Annotated in this window: 29 protein-coding genes; 24 read left to right on the forward strand and 5 right to left on the reverse strand. The window is 63.7% G+C overall.

The genetic code is table 11. The annotated features are described in order from the left end of the window. Nucleotides 1–1,419: 1,419 nt before the first annotated feature. The 17 genes from IAI54_RS14450 to IAI54_RS14535 all read left to right on the forward strand — a co-directional run bounded on the left by IAI54_RS14450 (nt 1,420) and on the right by IAI54_RS14535 (nt 9,823). The gene (locus tag IAI54_RS14450) at nt 1,420–1,620 is read left to right on the forward strand and encodes a hypothetical protein (RefSeq protein WP_187967869.1); all 201 of its coding nucleotides are present in this window, start codon (nt 1,420–1,422) and stop codon (nt 1,618–1,620) included. Nucleotides 1,621–1,706: 86 nt separating this feature from the next. Next, nucleotides 1,707–2,288 (forward strand): hypothetical protein, encoded by a 582-nt coding sequence (locus IAI54_RS14455; RefSeq protein WP_210321128.1) that lies wholly within the window; start codon nt 1,707–1,709, stop codon nt 2,286–2,288. Between the two features lie 143 nt (nt 2,289–2,431). Beyond that, nucleotides 2,432–2,617 carry a hypothetical protein gene (locus IAI54_RS14460; RefSeq protein WP_187967871.1) on the forward strand — a complete coding sequence of 62 codons (186 nt, stop codon included), beginning with the start codon at nt 2,432–2,434 and terminating at the stop codon, nt 2,615–2,617. Beyond that, nucleotides 2,614–2,823, forward strand: a complete 210-nt coding sequence (locus IAI54_RS14465) for a hypothetical protein (protein WP_187967872.1) — start codon at nt 2,614–2,616, stop codon at nt 2,821–2,823. The genes IAI54_RS14460 and IAI54_RS14465 overlap by 4 nt, the downstream gene beginning before the upstream one ends. Continuing rightward, the gene (locus IAI54_RS14470) at nt 2,820–3,233 is read left to right on the forward strand and encodes a hypothetical protein (protein ID WP_187967873.1); all 414 of its coding nucleotides are present in this window, start codon (nt 2,820–2,822) and stop codon (nt 3,231–3,233) included. The genes IAI54_RS14465 and IAI54_RS14470 overlap by 4 nt, the downstream gene beginning before the upstream one ends. Nucleotides 3,234–3,238: 5 nt before the next feature. After that, the gene (locus IAI54_RS14475) at nt 3,239–3,403 is read left to right on the forward strand and encodes a hypothetical protein (protein ID WP_187967874.1); all 165 of its coding nucleotides are present in this window, start codon (nt 3,239–3,241) and stop codon (nt 3,401–3,403) included. A gap of 213 nt (nt 3,404–3,616) precedes the next feature. Further along, nucleotides 3,617–3,829 carry a hypothetical protein gene (locus IAI54_RS14480; protein ID WP_187967875.1) on the forward strand — a complete coding sequence of 71 codons (213 nt, stop codon included), beginning with the start codon at nt 3,617–3,619 and terminating at the stop codon, nt 3,827–3,829. Continuing rightward, nucleotides 3,822–4,241, forward strand: coding sequence for a hypothetical protein (locus IAI54_RS14485; RefSeq protein ID WP_187967876.1), 420 nt, complete (start codon nt 3,822–3,824; stop codon nt 4,239–4,241). The genes IAI54_RS14480 and IAI54_RS14485 overlap by 8 nt, the downstream gene beginning before the upstream one ends. A 295-nt stretch (nt 4,242–4,536) precedes the next feature. After that, nucleotides 4,537–4,713 carry a hypothetical protein gene (locus IAI54_RS14490; RefSeq protein ID WP_187967877.1) on the forward strand — a complete coding sequence of 59 codons (177 nt, stop codon included), beginning with the start codon at nt 4,537–4,539 and terminating at the stop codon, nt 4,711–4,713. Nucleotides 4,714–4,756: 43 nt separating this feature from the next. After that, the gene (locus IAI54_RS14495) at nt 4,757–5,668 is read left to right on the forward strand and encodes a hypothetical protein (protein WP_187967878.1); all 912 of its coding nucleotides are present in this window, start codon (nt 4,757–4,759) and stop codon (nt 5,666–5,668) included. Further along, nucleotides 5,665–5,871, forward strand: a complete 207-nt coding sequence (locus IAI54_RS14500; protein WP_187967879.1) for a hypothetical protein — start codon at nt 5,665–5,667, stop codon at nt 5,869–5,871. Before IAI54_RS14495 ends, IAI54_RS14500 begins: the two co-directional genes overlap by 4 nt. A gap of 132 nt (nt 5,872–6,003) precedes the next feature. Then, nucleotides 6,004–6,993, forward strand: coding sequence for an AAA family ATPase (locus tag IAI54_RS14505; RefSeq protein ID WP_187967880.1), 990 nt, complete (start codon nt 6,004–6,006; stop codon nt 6,991–6,993). Nucleotides 6,994–7,072: 79 nt separating this feature from the next. Next, nucleotides 7,073–7,354, forward strand: coding sequence for a hypothetical protein (locus IAI54_RS14510; protein WP_187967881.1), 282 nt, complete (start codon nt 7,073–7,075; stop codon nt 7,352–7,354). Continuing rightward, nucleotides 7,347–7,688: a hypothetical protein gene (locus IAI54_RS14515; protein WP_187967882.1), complete on the forward strand. Its 342-nt coding sequence runs from the start codon at nt 7,347–7,349 to the stop codon at nt 7,686–7,688. The genes IAI54_RS14510 and IAI54_RS14515 overlap by 8 nt, the downstream gene beginning before the upstream one ends. Further along, on the forward strand, nt 7,685–8,041 hold the full coding sequence (locus IAI54_RS14520) for a hypothetical protein (protein ID WP_187967883.1): 357 nt from the start codon (nt 7,685–7,687) through the stop codon (nt 8,039–8,041). Before IAI54_RS14515 ends, IAI54_RS14520 begins: the two co-directional genes overlap by 4 nt. A 2-nt stretch (nt 8,042–8,043) precedes the next feature. After that, nucleotides 8,044–8,367, forward strand: a complete 324-nt coding sequence (locus IAI54_RS14525; protein WP_187967884.1) for a hypothetical protein — start codon at nt 8,044–8,046, stop codon at nt 8,365–8,367. Between the two features lie 289 nt (nt 8,368–8,656). Continuing rightward, entirely contained in the window at nt 8,657–9,823 is a 1,167-nt protein-coding gene (locus IAI54_RS14535) for a vWA domain-containing protein (protein ID WP_187967886.1), read from the forward strand. Nucleotides 9,824–9,876: 53 nt separating this feature from the next. Here the strand turns inward: IAI54_RS14535 and IAI54_RS14540 are convergent, their stop codons facing one another. Next, a complete protein-coding gene (locus IAI54_RS14540; protein WP_187967887.1) occupies nt 9,877–10,110 on the reverse strand; it encodes a hypothetical protein in 234 nt (77 codons plus the stop codon). 272 nt (nt 10,111–10,382) lie between these two features. Between IAI54_RS14540 and IAI54_RS14545 the strand changes: the two genes are divergently transcribed. Beyond that, a complete protein-coding gene (locus IAI54_RS14545; RefSeq protein ID WP_187967888.1) occupies nt 10,383–11,426 on the forward strand; it encodes a DUF2806 domain-containing protein in 1,044 nt (347 codons plus the stop codon). 288 nt (nt 11,427–11,714) lie between these two features. On the opposite strand, the gene IAI54_RS14550 is transcribed toward IAI54_RS14545, so the two are convergent. The 4 genes from IAI54_RS14550 to IAI54_RS14565 all read right to left on the reverse strand — a co-directional run bounded on the left by IAI54_RS14550 (nt 11,715) and on the right by IAI54_RS14565 (nt 14,515). After that, nucleotides 11,715–12,368 (reverse strand): SOS response-associated peptidase, encoded by a 654-nt coding sequence (locus IAI54_RS14550; RefSeq protein WP_187967889.1) that lies wholly within the window; start codon nt 12,366–12,368, stop codon nt 11,715–11,717. Between the two features lie 76 nt (nt 12,369–12,444). Further along, on the reverse strand, nt 12,445–13,137 hold the full coding sequence (locus IAI54_RS14555; protein WP_187967890.1) for a hypothetical protein: 693 nt from the start codon (nt 13,135–13,137) through the stop codon (nt 12,445–12,447). Beyond that, the gene (locus IAI54_RS14560) at nt 13,130–13,777 is read right to left on the reverse strand and encodes a DNA-processing protein DprA (RefSeq protein ID WP_235679054.1); all 648 of its coding nucleotides are present in this window, start codon (nt 13,775–13,777) and stop codon (nt 13,130–13,132) included. Before IAI54_RS14560 ends, IAI54_RS14555 begins: the two co-directional genes overlap by 8 nt. A gap of 234 nt (nt 13,778–14,011) precedes the next feature. Next, entirely contained in the window at nt 14,012–14,515 is a 504-nt protein-coding gene (locus tag IAI54_RS14565) for a thermonuclease family protein (protein WP_338021459.1), read from the reverse strand. 173 nt (nt 14,516–14,688) lie between these two features. Here IAI54_RS14565 and IAI54_RS14570 point away from each other — a divergent pair, with 173 nt between their 5' ends. The 6 genes from IAI54_RS14570 (at nt 14,689) to dnaN (ending at nt 18,380) form a co-directional block, all read left to right on the forward strand. Beyond that, nucleotides 14,689–15,066, forward strand: coding sequence for a hypothetical protein (locus IAI54_RS14570; RefSeq protein WP_187967892.1), 378 nt, complete (start codon nt 14,689–14,691; stop codon nt 15,064–15,066). Then, on the forward strand, nt 15,035–15,367 hold the full coding sequence (locus IAI54_RS14575) for a hypothetical protein (RefSeq protein ID WP_187967893.1): 333 nt from the start codon (nt 15,035–15,037) through the stop codon (nt 15,365–15,367). The genes IAI54_RS14570 and IAI54_RS14575 overlap by 32 nt, the downstream gene beginning before the upstream one ends. A gap of 157 nt (nt 15,368–15,524) precedes the next feature. Beyond that, nucleotides 15,525–16,070 (forward strand): HTH domain-containing protein, encoded by a 546-nt coding sequence (locus IAI54_RS29305; protein WP_187967894.1) that lies wholly within the window; start codon nt 15,525–15,527, stop codon nt 16,068–16,070. A gap of 56 nt (nt 16,071–16,126) precedes the next feature. Continuing rightward, the gene (locus tag IAI54_RS14585) at nt 16,127–16,417 is read left to right on the forward strand and encodes a hypothetical protein (protein WP_187967895.1); all 291 of its coding nucleotides are present in this window, start codon (nt 16,127–16,129) and stop codon (nt 16,415–16,417) included. Between the two features lie 85 nt (nt 16,418–16,502). Then, nucleotides 16,503–17,138: a hypothetical protein gene (locus tag IAI54_RS14590; RefSeq protein ID WP_187967896.1), complete on the forward strand. Its 636-nt coding sequence runs from the start codon at nt 16,503–16,505 to the stop codon at nt 17,136–17,138. Nucleotides 17,139–17,174: 36 nt separating this feature from the next. Continuing rightward, nucleotides 17,175–18,380, forward strand: a complete 1,206-nt coding sequence (gene dnaN / locus IAI54_RS14595; RefSeq protein WP_187967897.1) for a DNA polymerase III subunit beta — start codon at nt 17,175–17,177, stop codon at nt 18,378–18,380. Nucleotides 18,381–18,388 lie beyond the last annotated feature (8 nt).

An 18,388-nucleotide genomic window follows, 5' to 3' on the forward strand; every position in this document is an offset into this window, starting at 1 on the left:
TGCCGTCATCCGACGGGCGGGCATACCGGCTCGACCGGCGGGAGCGGACCGCACGCAAGCCATTGAATTGAATGGCTTTTTGATCGATCGGCACTGGGCGGGTCGAGCGGGTCGAGCCGGGCGGCGGGGTCGAGCCGGGCGGCGGGCGGATGGGCGGGCGGGCAATGGGGGCGGCAGGTCGAGCCTGTCCGGCTCCCGCCTTCGCTCCCGCTCGCGCTTCCCTTACTGCCTTCCGCTCCCGGTTGTCATGACGTGACGGGGCGGCGGATCGGTCGAGCCGGGCGGCGGCGGGCGGGCGGCGGACAGGTCGAGCGTGTACGGCTCTCGCTTCCCCTCCCGCTTCAGGCGGACGGACAAGGAGGCTGGACGGCGGCAGGTCGACCGGCGGGAGGGTCGAGGCGGGCAGGCCTGCCCTACTCCCGCTCGCCTTCGCTTCCCTTCCCTTCACGGTGACAGGGGCGGACAGGATGGCGGGGCGGCGGGTTGCGCCTGCGGACCGGGAAGCCAAGCGGCGGACGGCAAGAGTCGCGGGATGGGTGCAAGCTGTGGGCTTGCCGCAGTATGCAAACGCCCGCCGGGCGGGTGCACGGCGGGCGGCAAAGATAAGCACTAGCGGGGGAATGATTCGACGACTGCGAATCGCAATCCGTCTTCTGGCGCCATGAGTGACTCGCGCCGCACGCGATGTCAACGCCGAAAACTCCCATGCCCGTGGCGCGCCTCCGCATCTTCTCCGGCGAAAGCGCGTACGAAGGTGGCGGGAAAAATGAGTGGACGACGACACACAACGACCCTTGAGCGCTCCTGCATATACGCATTCTACGTAGATTTTTTTGCAACAAGATCAGATAGTTAGCTTCCTATGGTGAAAAATCTTCGGCCTTCCTCTTGCGCAAATACGTTTTTTGCGTATTTTCAACGTCAACGAAGCGCTTCGGCGGTTCGGGACGGGGCCGGGTCAGAGTCGGTTTCGGGTTCTTTGATATCGCAGATGACGGTTAGGCGCCTTGCCCTAGGAAGGTTGCCACAAGCTTTCGGTTTCGACCGGGACAAGGTGGCGGGCTGGAATAGACGGCAAGGGGAAACGCGGTACGCGGTCACGAATAGGGCAACCCAAATGCGGGAGTATTTACCGGCCATGACAAAGGCCGGGTTAGGGGAAGGACGCGCGGCAAGGTGCGGACGGCAAAACACTTGCATCGATGAAGGTTCCGGGTCGGAAAGACTGGCGGAAAGATACTCGGCAAGGCGAGAAAATCGCTTCAGTGCTGCGACCCGCAACCGATACAGGCACGGGCGTTTCGAACAACCAAAACCAATCGAATTGAAACCGTCGCGGCCATCGTCGCGGCGGTTTCCTGACATTGCAGCGGCAAGCCGGTTTCGACCGGCTTTCTTGTGCAATGGAAAGGGACTCGCATGCTTACGATTGAGACGGCAAAGGCCTATGCGGCCGCGACGCTAAAGCAGCACGGTTCGGCCTTCGAACTGACCGGACCGGCGGACTTCGATCCAGAAGGCGAACCGGTCGTGATGGTCGAGATCGCCAGACTGGACGACGGCTATCTCGGCACGTTCCACGTCTGGATCGAATGTGGCCAGTTGTATGGCGAATACTGAATTGCAGCTTCAACGGCACGTCGCGGCGTGCCGTTTGGGAAGCAATTCGCTTCACCGGCAATCATGCCAAAACAGGAGATTGGGAAATGGCAAAGTTCGAAGTTCTGACCGGTAAGGCTCTCAAAGCCAAGGTCGCCGGGTTCGGCAAGCGTGCCGCGACGTTCTCGGCGGACATGCATCAGCTGGCGTTTTCGGCGCTGCAGCACGTGGAGGATCATCACGATCCGGTCTACTGCACCCAGCTGTTTCAGGCCATGCCGACCAACTATCAGGCGTCGCTGAAGAACTGGTTCACCGCCTTCGGCAAGGTGACCTTTAACCGCGACGCCATGGCCTTCGCCTATGCCAAGGGCAAGGCATCCGACATGGCGAAGGCGATGGACGTGTCTCCGGCAGAGTTCCAGCGGGCGAAGGGTGCGGCGAAGACGACGTCCGCGCTCATGGACCGGGTCGAGTCGCTGGCGAAAAAGGCGATCGAAGGCGCCGACACCTCGCATGAGGACAAGGCCTTCGCCCGCGCGCTGGCCAATTTCGTCCAGATGTACAAGGCGCCGGCACCGGTCGCCGATAAGCCCGCCGCGCCCCGTGTCATCAAGGGCGGCAAGGGCAAGGCCGCCCCGGTCGCGGCCATGGTCGAGACGGTCGAGCCGGTCGCGCAGGCGGCCTGAGCACGTAGCCCGCTACGGGTGATTGAGGGCGGACGGCGCTAGCCGCCCGCCTTCCACCGCGTGAGACTTCGCAAGGGCGCAAGCGCGCTTTTTCGCGGCTTCACGCCGAACACCGCAATCATGCGAAAAATGGAGATCACGCAATGCCACGCTCGGAATCCGTCCAGCATCCGGCCGCCGCGCCGGCACCGTTCCACCACCCGCACTTCGAGACGCCGCGCCAGCGGCAGGCCCGCCTGTTCCGCCGCGAGATCCGCGAGTTCCTGCGGACGGCCGAAGCACAGCGCGCCCGCCTGTCCCGTGTCCGCATCCTGGAGTCCGTCCAGTGATCCCCGCCTGGCTCAACGTGTCGACCCGCAAGGTCGGCGGGCTGCACTTCGTCAAGATCGGCCGCCTCACCGTGTCGTGGTCGGTCTCGCGCTCCTATCGCCCGATCGGTGCGCCCGCCGTCCCGTCCTTCACCATGCCGGCCGAGGTGCGGTTCCCCACGCCCGACCTGCCCGCCCTGCGCGCCGCCCGGAGTCTCGCCCGATGAAAACCGCCCTCCTCGCTCTGTCGCTGGCCATGCTCGCCGCCGGCACCGTCTCCCGCCCCGTCAAGGCGTCCCCGCTCGACCGCGACTCGCTCGCCTGCGAACTGGCGCGCGACTTCCCCACCGACGGCAACATCGAAGCCTGCACCGGCGAGCCGATCGAGTTCCCCACGGCGCCGAGCTTCGCGCTGCTGGCCACCGCCTACACCGAGCACGGTCCCGTCGTGCATCTGCTGGCCAACCGCATCGACGCCCTCACCTGCACCGACAACCTCGCGCACGGCATTGCGCCCTATGCCGGCGCGATCCTCGCCGACTATCTCCAGCCCGCCGGCGAGGGCCACGTTCCCGCGCCCGGCGAGCCGTCGCCGGAGCCCGCTGCCATGGTCCTTTCGTGCGAACTGGCGTGGTGAGCGCGATGTCCCTCATCGTCACCGTGACCTGGCACAACCCGAACCCCGACACGATCGCGAACAAGCTCGCCGCGCGACTTGGCCGCGAGCCGACGCATCAGGAGCTCAAGGACGAGGTCTGCCGCATCCTGCGCGAAGCCAACGAAGGAATGAAGGCCCGCAAGTCCTGACACCCTCCCCGCCGCCCGGAGCACCACCGGCGGCGCAATCCCCCGCCCGATGGCACGGCAACTTGGTGCCTCGACGGACGAAAACGCCCGCTCGTGGCCGTCAACGAAGGAGACCGCCACGTAACCGCCCGGCGGGACCGTCAGCGAGCGCGCCCGCCCCGCAACCGTGCTCGCCACCTCCCCTCCCGCAATCATGCACCAATGGAGACCCGCATGCGCACCCGTGCGCCCGACCTGCAATTCCAAAATCTCGGATCAATCGTCACCTGCACGGCTGTCACCCTGCGCGGCGAGATCTGGATAGCCGAGCGCCTGCTTGACCCTGGCGAACGTCTCGGCGAGGGCGATACCGTCCCGATCGAACACCGCTTCCTCGAAGACATCGTGCTCGGCGCCCGCGCCGAGGGGCTGGTCTGCCATGGCTGACAGGCGGGCGGCCTCCAATCTGACTGGTACGCTTTACGGCCCCTACGCCCGCCAGATCGTCAATCGCTGCCTCAAGTTCTGGTTCGCCCTCGTCACTGATCGGGGCCAGGTGATCCGGTACGAGGTGCGTTTTCATCCGCGCACCCTGAAGCCCACCCATCGACCACGGCCCTTTCGTGACCGGCGGTTGCCCGGTCCGATGCCCGCAAGACAGAGCAATTTCGAACAGTTCCGCGTGCCGGATATCCTCGCGCCCTATCCAAGCGCCCGCTTCAATTGGGGAACGGTGGCCGAACTGGCGCCGTCACTTCTCCCGGATCAGGACCGCGCCGACGTGATCCGCCTCGCCCTCACCGGCGAGCTTCCTCGCAGATCAGCGACTACGGAGACATCTCAGTGCCCCACCGCTTGAACCACCTCGATCGGAGGCTCGCGATCGAATGCCTCAATGCCGCGGCAGCGTCCCGCGCCATGTGGATGAACATGAGGCGCACCGGGCACGGATGGACCTGGGCGCACTACCGGGGTTGGCTGCTCGACGCACGCCGCATCCGCCTAGGCCTGAAGTTCGAGGCTCTCGGCAGAGGCGGCGTTTCAGCCAACGGGTTTCGCCGGCAGATGCGGAGGCTCTCCAGCTGAATTCTCCCGACGCGATTCGCAACGTCGTGTCGCATCCCCCCTCAAAACTGCAATCCATGGAGACCCCCATGATCGCCAACGCCATCGCCTATTTCCTCGCCGCCCTCTTCTTCGGCATCGGCATCCACGGTCTGGCCCGTGTCGGGCTGGACAGGGTGCCTGTCGAAAAGGAAGGCACCCACATCCTGACCGCCTTCATCTTCCTCGTCCTGGCATTCGTCTGGGCGAAGCTCGGCGGCATCTGACCGCCTCAACCCCGCAAGCATGCAACCCACGGAGACCTGAACCATGAACGCCATCACCTCCATCGCCGCCGCCTCCTCCTCCTCGACCCTCGCCACCCGGGCGATGATCGTGTCGCTGTCCATCTCGCAGTGGTCGGGGCGGCGCCTCGATCGGGAGATCACCGACGAGGTCAACAACCAGCACAACGCCGCCGCCGATGCCGGCCGCTACAACAAGCTGCTGCTGCCGAAGGAAGCCCTCGACCCCATCGTGAAGGTGGTGAGCGAGACGCGCACCGAGTTCCTGAAGCGCACCCTGCCGTGGATCGACAATGGCGGGCGCATCATGGCCGCCGACGCTTACATGGCGCACATGTCCTGGCTCAACGGCCAGCGCCGCAAGTTCGACGCCGCGGTCGACGACTTCATCCGCGCCTATCCCGGCTACGTCCAGTCCGCCCGCGTCCGCCTCAACGGCATGTTCAAGGCTGAGGACTACCCGACCGTCGACCAGCTGCGCGGCAAGTTCTCGATGGCGTGCACGGTCCTGCCCGTGCCAACGTCGGACGACTTCCGGGTGTCCATGTCCGAGGCGCAGGCCGCGCACATCCGGGCCGACATCGAGCGCCAGGTGAGCGACGCCACGACGGCCGCCGTGAAGGACATCTACCGCCGCGTCGCCGACGTCACCGAGCGCATGGTCGACAGGCTCAACGCCTACAAGCCCGCGTCGAAGAAGGGCGAGCGGTCCGAGGGCGTGTTCCGCGACAGCCTCGTAGAGAACGTCCGCGACCTGATCGCCATCCTGCCGGCGCTCAACATCACCGGCGACCCGGCGCTGACCGCCATGGCCGCCAAGCTCCAGCCGCTGGCCGTGTGGGACGCGGCGGTCCTGCGCGAGGATGCCGGCAAGCGCAAGGACGTGGCCGCCACCGCCGAGCAGATCCTGGCGCAGGTGTCGGACTTCCTCGCATGACCGACCTCTGCACCTGCGCCAAGTGCGGGCGCATCACCGACATCGACAAGCTGGACGCCAAGCCGTCTCCGACGCGCTTGCTCCGGCTGGTGCGGCTCCTCCGCGGGCAGCTGTTCATGCTGCGCTATGCCGCCGACCGCGGCTACGACTTCGATCGGCTCGAATGCCGGGACTGCTACGGCCCCGGTTACGTCGAATTCTGATCGCCGCTTCCACCCGCCCATCAACGGACACAGGAGGCGGCATGTAACCATCACAACCCCACCCTTTCGATAGGCGGTGCGCATCCCCAGCGCACCGCCGACCCCTGCAACCATGCATCAACGGAGACCATCATGAACCTCAAGTCCGCGGCCACCGCCCTCACCGCCTACATCGACGCCGACATCCCGGCCTTCCTGTGGGGCGCGCCCGGCGTCGGCAAGTCCTCGATCGTCAAGCAGATCGCCGGCTCCCGCAGCTGGAAGACGATCGACTTCCGGGCCTCGACCCGCGACCCGGTCGCCCTCATGGGCCTGCCCGACATCTCCGGCGACACCGCGCGCTGGAAGGTGCCGGACGAGTTCCCGCAGGCCGACCGCGACGGCGCCGAAGGCATCCTCCTGCTCGACGAGCTCAACGCCGCCGCCCCCTCCATGCAGGCAGCGTGCTTCGGCCTGGTTCTTGACCGCCGCGTCGGCGACTATGTCCTGCCCAAGGGCTGGCGCGTGCTGGCGGCGGGCAACCGGCAGGCGGACCGCGCCGCGGCACAGCGCATGCCCTCGGCGCTGGCCAACCGCTTCGCTCACATCGACGTCGATCCGGACATCGACACCACGGCCGAGCACTTCAACGCGATCGGCCTGTCGCCCATGGTCGTGGCCTTCCTGCGCTTCCGCCCGGCCATGCTGCACATGATGGACGGGTCGGACCTGCGCGCCTTCCCGACCCCCCGGGCATGGGAGCAGGTGGCCAAGGTGGTCGACGTGCCCTCGCCGCTGCGGATGCAGCTGATCAGCGGCCTCGTCGGTGACGGCGCGGCCGGCGAGATCGAAGGCTTCATCCGGCTCTACAAGGATCTGCCGAGCCTCGACCTGGTCCTGGCCAACCCGCACAGCGCGCCGGTTCCCGAGGCGCCGGCCGCGCGCTTCGCCATCGCCACGGGCCTCGCCCGCAAGGTCACGGCACAGACCTTCGAGAACGCCATGACCTATGTCATGCGCATCCCGGCGCGCGAGTTCCAGATCGTGTTCGCCGTCGACGCGGTTCGCCGCGACCCCGGCTTCTCGCACACGCAGACCTTCACCGACTGGTCCACCCGCAATCAGGACGTGGTCCTTGGCTAGGGCGGCAGTCCACTGGATCGCCGGGCCGATCGGGTACAAGCAGAGCGACGAAGGCGTGTACCCCGACCGGCGTGTGACGGTGTGTAAGTGGGAGTTCGTCGGGCTGGCAGCCAACGGCGAGATCCGCCGCTGGTACCTGTGCTTCTCGCTGCTGACCCGCACCTTCACGGCGTACACGTTCACGCTCAGCGAGTGGGATCAGGCCCACGCTGCAGACCTCGCTCGCTTCTATCGCCCGCTCGCAGTGCTGCGGTCCATGCTGCCCAAGGGCAGCACGGCCACGGCGCTGCGGGCGATGCTGCCCGAGAAGGACATCGCCGAGATCACGGCGCTGTCCATCACGGGAGGCAGGAGTGGTTAGGTTCAAGGCGGTGTGGGGCCCGTCCCGAACCGAGAAGAAGGCGTGGGGCATGAAGTGGATGTTCTCGGCCATGCTGATGGACGGCAGCATCCGCGGCTACACCCTGCGCTTTTTCTCCGACAGCCGCCGCTTCTCGGTCAAGGCGCACACGTCCGGCAGCGCCAGAGCAGACGCCGACCGGCTGGCCGAGCGCGATCTGTTCAGCCTGCCGGAACTGCAGCGCGGCGAGCTGGTCGAAGGCGCCCGCGTCACAGACATCCTGAGAAGCAAGCTGTCGCCTGAGCACGTCGCCGCGGCGGCGGCCAGCGCCATCACCTACCGGAGGTCACGATGAGCGGCATTCGCAAGGTCTTCGGGCCATTCCATCCCATCGACTCCGGAGGCAAGTCGCAGCGCCATATCGACTTCCACTTCTTCGGCATCCGCGCCGACCATTCGATGGCGATGTGGGTGCTGCGGTTCGACGTCAACCTGCGCGCCTTCGGCATCCACTCCATCCCGATCGGCGACGTCGGCGCCAAGGGACGCAAGGTCATCCCCGACATCAGCAAGGCCGAGGTCGTCCACAAGGACGCCTTCCTCGACGAAAGCCCGATCGAAACAGGCAGGGTCACCGACATCCTGCGCAAGAAACTGCGGCCCGAACATTTCGCCATGTGCACGGCGGCCGCCATCCTCCAGAGGTAACCATGGACCGTATTCAGATCCTCGACAGCCGCATCAGGTTCGAACCAAACCTGCCGCGCAACATCGCTCTGGCCTGGGATTTCTACGCCACGGCGGTGGTCCGCCACGGCGGTGGTCCGGTCACGCAGCGCAAGTTCTGCCTGCTGTTCAAGCCGAGCGACCGCTGCTTTATCGTTCACGCGGTCCGCAGGGTGTCGAAGCGCAAGAAGCGACGCCAGGTCAAGGTGTCCGCCGGCATGGTCCGCTACCTGCGCTCCCGCCTTCCTCCCGAAGCGCTTGCCGCCTGCGCCAGGGCATCCTTGCATGAGGCACGGCGCGCGCCATGACTCCCGAGTTCGTCCGCCAGAACTTCTCGGTGCGGCAGCTCCACCGTCATCTGGTCTGGAGGTTCCATCCGAAGGACGCGCGCAGCCGGCGGGTCTGGCACTACCGCCTCGTCTACTTGGTGGCGCCCCGCAAGTTCATCGCAACGATCGTGGAAAGGCGGGCAGGCAAGCAGCCACGACGGATCGCTGTCGGAGACGATGTCTGCGAGGCCCTTCGCCATGCACTGCCGCCCAAAGCAGCCGCCCTGTGCATCCGCAAATCCATCCTACTGCCGAAAGGAAGCGACACATGAACGCCGAAGACAAGATCCTCTCCGCCCGCACCGGCCTGTTGTGGGACCAGCCCTTCTTCGGGGCGCTCGCCTGCCAGCTGCAGTTGGTCGACGCGACCGACGACCCTCGGATCGACACGATGGCGACCGACGGCAAGCGGCTCTACTTCGACCGCGCCTTCGTCGGCAAGCTCAACCGCGCCGAGCTGATGTTCGTTCTGGCACACGAGGTGCTGCACAACGCCTTCGAACACCACACCCGGCGCCAGCACCGCGACCACCGCCTGTTCAACGTGGCCTGCGACTACGCCATCAACGGCGAGCTCGTGGCGACGAAGGTCGGCAAGATGCCGGCGATGGGCCTGCTCGACGCCCGCTTCACCGGGCTCGGCGCCGAGGAAATCTATCGCCTCCTCGAGGAGGAGCAGGAGTCCGGCGGCGGCGGCGCGCCCGGCGCCGGTGGCCAGGGCATCGACCCCGGCGGGTGCGGCGGTGTGCTCGACGCGGCCCCTGCCTATGACGAGGCGGCGCTCGCAGAGGCCCGGGCCGAGATGCAGGCGCAGGTGCGGCAGGCGGCGGCGATCGCCAAGGCGACGCAGGCCGGCGTGCTGCCGGCCGGCATCCAGCGCATCATCGACCAGCTGCTGAAGCCCAAGATCGACTGGCGCGCCGTGCTGCGGCGCTTCGTCGACGACGCATCCACCCGGGATTTCTCCTGGGCGAAGCCGAACCGACGCTTCCTGCCGCTCGGCCACATCATGCCGGGCGACATCAGCGACGGCATCTCCCACATCGTCATCGCCGTCGACACGTCTGGCTCGATCGACCAGAAGATCCTGTCCGAGTTCGCCGCCGAGATCCGCGGCGCCTACGAGGAGGGCGCGGTCGACAGGATCACCGTGATCTACGCCGACTCGGCGGTGGCGCACATCGAGGAGTTCGAGACCGGCGACGAGCTGGTGCTCAACGCTGCCGGCGGCGGCGGCACCGCCTTCTCGGATACCTTCCGCACCATCACCGAGAGGTTCCCGGATGCCCGGGCCTGCATCTACTTCACCGACATGTACGTCTGCGACTTCGGCGACGAACCGCCGATGCCGGTGCTGTGGGGCGTGCAGGGCCGCACCAAGGATTTCGACAGCCTCACCCCACCCTTCGGCGAGACGATAAGCCTCGCCGCCTGACGGTCCAACACGCCGCAGCTCGGACTGCCTTGCGCAGATGGCAGCTCCACCGCTTAAGCAGGTCGGTAATCTCCGTCCCGCCTCAGCGCCTCCCCCACGCCCGTGTGGATAATCCTCGCACGATGCCGGATCATCAGCATCGATCGCGGCATCCGCTCCAGCGCAGCCGTGAACGCGGCCTGCGCGACGAGCGCATTCCGCCCGAAGGCAACGATGCCGATGTCGTCATGGGTGTGGGGATCGATCTCGTACACCACGAAACCGAGGCTGTAGAACTGGCTTTCCAAGGCGATTCTCCTTTCGGCTGAGACCATCGCCGCAGGAGCATATATTCCTAGCTCGCTCGGCGGGGCAACCGTCTGGAGGTTGACGTGAAGGCGAGCCCGCGCGAAACTCCCTAGGTCGGCCCTACACGGAGCGGCCAAAGGTGAAGTCTTTGCGTAGCTTCAGGAGTAATATAGACTTTCGGAAGGCCGGGGCTCTTTAGCCGTGGAGACTTTCTGTATCGACATGGCTGATTTATTTCTCGTTACTCTCTCTTCCAATTGGCTCGACTTGGATGGCTGGAAAAGATCATCTCGACACTGAAACCTCCGTGTCGGCGGAGATTACAGGAAGCGGTCTGAAGGCAAGTGCAAAGAGCCGCTTTATTGCGGCCGTCGACCGATTAGGTGGGAATATAATTGATCTGCTAAATACTCCTATTGAGGCAAGAAATAACCAGGCGCGCACGTTGGCAGATAGTCGCGCTAGGATGCTGGAAAAAGTTACTGAGATAGCACTGAAGAAGATTAACGAGGATCCCTCACTTGTAGATCGGGCCATTGAAGCGCATTTTCAATCCATCCTGAATCGCCAGGCAAACAAGGATGGAGTCCTCGCTAAAGCAATAGACGAATTGCGCGCGCGGCCGCCTTCGGACGCGCAGGCGGCTAACGGAAATCTGCGGTTAGACGAAAGCTTTCTCAACCCATTTGAGCGATTTGCTGAAGATGCGTCCACAGAAGATTTGCGAGAGAAGTGGGCGCGGATACTCGCATCAGAAATACGGGAGCCGGGATCGGTCACCCCGAGATTTCTTAGGATAGTTAATGAAATCGACGCATTTGAAGCCGCTACCTTTGCTGAGCTAAATGAGCATCGTGCGGCATTTGTAATTCCCATCTGCCTCAACAAAAATGTTGGGTGGAATAAGTGGTCTGCACTTGAGGCTAGCGGATTAATAGTCCCATCTATATTTGGACAAGTAAGAAAATTTACCCTGATCAGCGACATTAGTGGTATAAAAGTATGGACTATGCTCTTCAATAGATTTGGGTTGGGCTTTCCAGCTTCAGTATCGTTAGGCCGCCTCCCACATGCGGAAACGGGCCATTCGGCTCATCCCATCGAAGTTTTTGACGAAACTCCTCAAATTCCCGTTAGAATCATTACAGATGAAGGCATGACGCTCACGAGACTAATGGAAGACAATGAAGAAGAAGTAGTATTGCGTTTGTGCCAGAAAATTTCGGACGCAGTCGGGGAAAAGATGTTTATCTACGAGCGATACAATGAAGAGGACTGGATAGTGACCAGGAGCGTGGAGCCATTAAGCCTTTAGTGTCAAAGTCGCGAGAAATTCCTAGACTTTGTACGAGGCCTTTAATGGTCGTTTCGGTTACAATTTGCTGAGGTCCTGCAACCTGTTAAGAGCGGCTTTCGTAGCGGGATCGACCAATACCGACCCGCCCCCTTCCCCACAACGCAATCGTTCGCGCTAAGTGGAGAAAGACCAGCGTCTTGGTGCTACATGACCCCGAACCAGATTGCGACAAACACGGCTATGGCAGTCGCGATCCCCGCGAAGAACGCGCGACGGCTTCTGAACCGTACATCGGCCAGCCGATCTTCAGGCTCCATCGACTGCCTCCGGCTTCGGCACGATCATCAGTAGCTCATCGGCAAGCGGCCGTTGCAGCTCTTTCGCTTCTTCCCATGGCGCGGTGAGCCAGGTCTCCATTTCTACGGTCGTCGTAAGGATAGCCGGCATCGCCTTCGGATGCACTGGCTTCACGACAGCATTCGGCGCGGTCGTCAGGAATCCGAACAGGTCGAAATCGCCGGGCCCGTCCTTCACCTTTCGGACGCCGTGCCACCGCGTCCAGATCCCGGCGAAGAAGAACAGCGGCCGGCTCTCATCGATCGCGAACCAGACGTTCGGCGTGCGGCCGTTCTCGTCCTTAGTAGGGCTCGGCTCGGCGAAGGAAGTCGCGGCCACCACGCACCGGCTCGAAACGCCGAGCCAACGGCGCCAGTGCGGCGAGCCGACGTTGCGAATGTTCGTAACGCCGCGGTCGGCGCCCTTCACGTAGGCCGGCGGCGACGGCATTCCCCACTGCAGCATCGCCAGCTCGCGCTCGCCGTCCTCGCCGACGCGCACCACGGGCGCCGGGTAGTTCGGATAGATGCTGCCGGGGGCAAGGTTGCCGGCTGCGCTGCGCATCGCCCGCGTGAAGTCGAGGATGGCCTGTGGCCCTTTGGAGATGTTGTAGAGGTTGCACATGAGCAGCAGTATGCACCAAAAACGCGCTCGAAGCCCGTCAAACCAATGGGGAAAATGGGCAGGTCGTGTGATGTTGTCAGGTCAACTGGATATCGATACCTTCGAAAAAATCGGCCATCCGTGCCAGATGTCGTGTGACCTGTCGCCAAGCCGGGGGACTTCCGCGCTCACCATCGTCGAGAACATCGAACACGGCGTAGAGCGCAAGCACATTGAAGCCTGCATCCTCCAGCTTTATCTTGGCAGCACAAAGTTGCGAGCCGGACGTGAGGACATCGTCGAAGACGACTACATCTTTGGGGGATTTGGGATTCACACGTAGCATCCCGATATGTGTTTCCACGTTCCGGCGACGCTCGTTCCTGTGTGCCTTGCCCATTTGCTCTTGCCACCGAAGGGCATCAAACGCTGAAAGATGAGGGCTTCTCGCTGCGATGGCCTGCGCTAACTGCAACGTGCGGAATTCATTCAGCTCGCCAACGACGCCGTCACCGTTAGGAACAGGGACTATGGTCGCGCCCCCTAAACCCGCGGCGACCATATGCTCCGCAACGCGGGAAAAGATGTCGGACTCAAAGGTGGATCGCGTCGCAGCGTCAATTCTGTAGGTTTGTCCATCGCGAACTTTCCAGCTGAAGTGCGCACGGTCCGATAGGGGCTCCCCCTTGATGATTTTCTTCGCGTGGATCGCCGTCCATTCGTCCTCATTTTTCTGGACGCTAGGGTCTGTCTTGTATCGAATGAGGGTCGAGACACTTATCTCAGGCATGTTCCAATGCTTCGATAATATCAAAGGTCGAGCGAAGAACTTTCGTCTTGGGATGGCTCAAGAACTTAGACGGCCAAGTTAGCCGAGGATTCTCGGCAACCGCTCTCATGATGAACAGCCAACGCCCCTGACGCTGGCATTCAGCTGCCTGGTGGAGCGTTCCCGATGTGTCCGAGGCTTCGACGATCACAGTTGCGTCACTCAATAGTGCCATGACGCGGTTTCGCTTCGGGAAGTTGCCTTTGTAAACCGGTTCTCCGTCCGCAAAAGGAGTGATCAACAGGTGGTTCGAGTAGATTTCTTCCTGAAGTGATTTGTTCTCGATCGGGTAGGCCTTCGACAACGGCGTGCCGATTACCGCCGCAGTGAATCCGCCAGCTGCAATGGTCGCCTCATGAGCAGCACGGTCCACGCCCTTGGCCAGGCCACTCATCACCAACACGTCAGCATCCGCCAATTCACGAGCGAGCCTGGTCGCGCGGCGGCGCCCCTCCTCCGACACGTCTCGAGTGCCTACGATTGAAACTGCTCGCTTTGCGAGGAGGTGGAGGTCGCCGGCGTAGTAGAGGAAGATGTCCCTCTCCCCATAGTTCCGGAGCATATCGAACTGCCGTTCAGATCCGGCAGCACGATCAAACACCCTCAGAACATTCTGAAGGGTGTCAGTCCGCACCGAAACAGGCGGACGATATCGGCTTGAAGGCCCGGATCTCTGAGAGCGAGCGAGCATAACAACTCCAACGGTTCGGCAAACACCCTACCTCGATTCTTCGAATCGCGAAATGGCGACCCGCAGGTCTCTGTTACTGTCAAGTGCTATCGGCGCGATGATGTGCCAGTTCCACCCCCCAACTACGGCAAGCTATCCCCGATTCTACCAGGCGCCGCGGCGCCACTCCCATGGCTCGACGAACCGCCCTTGCCACATGCCGGCGCCGACCCGTCGGGCTTCGGACTGATCCGCGGCATAGGCGCCACGGCTGTACCGGGGCCAGTCGAGCGCATGCCCGTTGCGCACCATCCAGGCGGCCACGCTCTTGCCGTCGGCGCGGTAGCAGTCGCCCACGAAGCGCCGGTAGCGGTCGCGCTCAACGAAACTGCAGGAGACGGGCCTGGACTGAGCCAGGAAGGCGTCCAGAGCGTTCGCTGCGACCTGCCCGCACCGATACTCACGACCGGACTTGTCCTGGCATCGCTGCCCGCTCTCTGGCGCGTCGACGCCACGAAGCCGAATCCGCTCGCCCGCAATCTCAATCGTGTCTCCGTCGATCACAGAAGCGCGCCCCACGAGGGATTGGGCATGGGCCGATGCGCTCACGAAAAGCGCGGCAACAAAAATCGATAGGCGCAAAAGACGTTCCTCGCGATCGCCGGTCACTCCGAACAGACATGGCTCTGCCTTACGTCACATCAGTACGATTTCCGATTGTGTTCGTCACGCCTGATGAGCGCATCCCGCAACGGTTGCCGCCAGTCACGGGTTCGCCGTCGATGAACGCGGAAGCGACAGAAAGAGCAGCATCGCCGTCGAGATGACGAAGGGAGACGAGCATGACACGGACGATCGGTGAAGCCCTCTACGAGGAGGCGCAGGAGCGCCTTCGCGACGCCATCAACACCGAAGCAGCCCCGCTGGGCTGGTTCATCGCCGAAAGTAACGGCTCGGAATGCTCGGAATACCAGCTTCAGAATGATGATGAGGCCGGCATGTTTCGTGACGACGATGCCGTCTGGGACCACGTCTGGGAGCGGTCCTTGCTTGAACCTTCCGGAATCGAAGCCCGGGCCTTGGACTGGCTGAAGCGAAACTGCCCGGACGAATACGGGTACATCAAAGCAGCCTGCGGGAGGGTCTTCCCGTTCTCCCGCACCCCACCACCGAAGAAGGAGGAACCAGATGATCGCCATTGGCGACGCACTGAAGGATGAGGCGACTCGGAAGATCGTCTCGTCGCATCCATTCCGCCTCGATGACTGGCAGGTGGCGGACCTGAGCTTCGACGTAGCGGAAGGCAAGCCTGACCACTGCCATGTGTGCGTCGACGCATCGAAGCGGGATGCCATCTGGATAACCGCTATCGATCAGGGCGGTGCCAAGATCTGCGAGATCGGACTCGAGCTGCAGGACGGCGTCTTTCGGGTGCTGGCCTATGACTCAGACCATGAGGAGCCCGTCATCGTGAAGATCACGGAGAGCGACGTCGTGGTCGACACGTCCGAGCGCCGGTGACCGCATTCAGCTGCGCCCGATCCGGCTCGAGCACGACGTCGACCGCGACTGGCCCACCCCGATCGTCGAACCCGCCACCCATGGCAACCAAGGAGACCAACTATGCCCACCTTCGACAACATCGTGAAGGAGACCGCCGACGATCGGGAGGTCGGCGATGCAGCCTGACCAGCTCCTTACCAGGCGACGGCAGAGGGCTCTCATCGACAGCCTCAATGCCGGCGCCCTGCTGACCGCCACGAAGCTCAGCGAAACGCACCGCGTCTCCACCCGAACGATCTATCGCGACGTCGCCGACCTTCAGCGGGCCGGCGTCCCCATCCAGAGCCAGGCGGGCATGGGCTATATGCTGCGCTGGCCGATCCCGATCCCCTCATTCCTTCAGGAGGAACCCGCCATGCCCCACCGCAACGACCCGCCGACGATCCCGCTCGATGCCGTAGAGTGGATGCCGACCGGCGACGACGCCGACCCGAAAGCGCGGCTGCTGGCGCACATCCGCATCGGCGGCCTCGACATGCACCTCGAGGCCTCGGAGATCGAGTACGAGGACGCCGACGGCATCAATCTCCAGTGCGCAAAGGTAGAGAGCCGCCGCTCCGACGACTTCAACTCCCTCTGCAACATGATGGACTGCAGCTTCGAGACCATCGCGATTGAGGGGCGCGAATACGTCCTGGTTGCCGTGCCCTACGGCCGCTGACTTGACCGCGGTAGCCAGGCTCCCATAGCTTCACCTCCTGATAGAAGGAGGAAGACATGCGACGCCCCCTGCTTGCTGCGATCATCATCGCCGCGGTCGCCGGACCCGCCTTGGCGCGCAATGTCTATCTCGCCGTGCGGGACTGGCCTGTCGAGCAATTCATCGGAGACATCGACCGGCCCACCCGCATCGACATGCTGGCGGGCATGACCAAGGTCTTCGACGTCGAGGAGAAGCCGTTCCATGCCTGCCTTGAGGCCAAGGAGGAGGACAGCCTCTGGCGGCGGCGCCCCATCCACGAGGCAATCGACGACTGCATCGCCGAACTGCGGGGCTGGAAGAAATAGCCGACCGCCCATCATCGCAAACCCACCAAGCCCGGCCATCGCGCCGGGCTTTTTCGTACCCGCAAACATGCGCAAGGAGAGACCGATGGCGGAGACCCTGCCCGGAAAGTTCCGAGACCGAACCGAATACACCTACGCTCAGGTGGAAGGCGCGCTCTGCGCCTGGGAATGGATGATTCACAACGCGGATAGGGCGCCGCTGAAGGGCTGGTTCGAGACGATTGGCTCGAGCGGGATGCGCATGGTCAGCATGCAAGTCCGAGACATCTGCAACCGGGTCTACAAGCACATGGAGGCGAACGGGTACGAGTTCGAACAGGCCTATGACTGGACGTTTGTCCCTGGCGTGATCGGCTACGTCGATTGGGACCTTCTGATCGACGACAACCAGTACAACGGCGCGCCCTACGATCCCGACATCCATGCGATCTTCACCGCCATGGTCGCCGCCGACAAGGCGCTCCGCGCGCCAGGCGACCGGTACTTCAACCGCGTCGTCACCGAGGCCGGAAAGGTGGTGACGATGGGATGCCAGAAGAACGCGCCGCATCACGTCGTCAAGATCACCGTGACCGTCACGGTCGCCGCCTCCTCGGCGCCGGTGGCAGGCCATGCCGTCGGCCAGGAACTGATCGAAGCCATCCGACGGAGAAAGCCTTCCCTCCTCTGCGGCGCACAGTTCGAGCTGTGCTCCTTCGAGAAGCCGGCCGTCGCCGCCTGACCACCCGCAACTATGCAACCAACGGAGAACCGGACCATGAACGCCATGAACCACGTCGCCGCCGCCGTCGCCTCGCTCGACTATGACCGGCTCCTCGTCGCCATGACCAACGCCTGCCGGGTCACCGGCAAGCGCAACACGCTGCCCATCCTGGACCACGTCACCATCACGGCCAGCCGCGGCGGGGCGCAGGTCTGCGGCACCGACCTCGATCGGTACTTCACCACCTTCGTCCCCGGTCAGGTCGACAAGGGCTTCGCCTGCATCCTCGACGCCCACAAGCTGCTCGCGGTGCTGAAGAAGGCGAAGGCCGCCCGGACGGTGAACCTGTCGGTGGACGGCGACCAGGTCGTCATGTCGATCGGCAAGCTCAACGTCACCACGACGCCGACGGCCAGCATCGACGACGTCCCGCAGCAGAAGTTCCGCGAGGGGCTGAAGAAGTCGAACTGCTCCTTCATCCTGAAGGCCGAGGTGCTGGCCCGGATCCTGCAGCGGGTCACCTTCGCCGTCTCCACCGAGGAGACGCGCTACTACCTCAACGGCACCTTCATGCACGTCGTCCAGCGGGCAGGCTACACATTCGACCCGAAGACCGGCGACCCCTCCAACACGCATCTGCCCAAACTCACCTTCGCAGCAACTGACGGCCACCGGCTGGCCCGCTACGAGATCGACGTGCCGGCCGGCGCCGAGGCCATGCCCGACGAGGGCGTCATCATCCCGCGGATCGCCACTGACGAGCTGTCCCGGCTCTTGAAGCGGAAGGGCTGCCCGGCCGAGATCATGGTGACGGTGACCGACACGGGCATCTCCTTCCTCATCGGCGAGGACGAGCTGCTGGAGTCGAAGCTGATCGAAGGCACCTTCCCCGACTACACCCGGGTGCTTCCCTCCGGCAACGACCACCGGCTGGAGATCATGCCGAGCCTGCTGATCGAGGCGGTGACGCAGGCCTCGACGATTCTCACCGAGCGCGGCCGCGCGGTCCGGCTGAAACTCGGTGACGGCTGGCTGCGCGCCTCGTGCAAGGATCCGGAGTTCGGGACCACCGAGATGACGATCGCGGCCGAGAACGAGACCCCGCTCGAGATCGGCTTCAACGTCGGCTACCTGCTCGAGGTGTTGGCCCGCGTCGAAGGCAAGGCGGTGATCAAGTTCGCCGACTGCGGTGCGCCGGTGCTGGTGTCCGACACCGACGACGACTGCGTCCTCTACTGCCTCATGCCCATGCGGGTGTGAAACCTGCC

Source organism: Aquibium microcysteis (genome assembly GCF_014495845.1).
Lineage (GTDB): Bacteria > Pseudomonadota > Alphaproteobacteria > Rhizobiales > Rhizobiaceae > Aquibium > Aquibium microcysteis.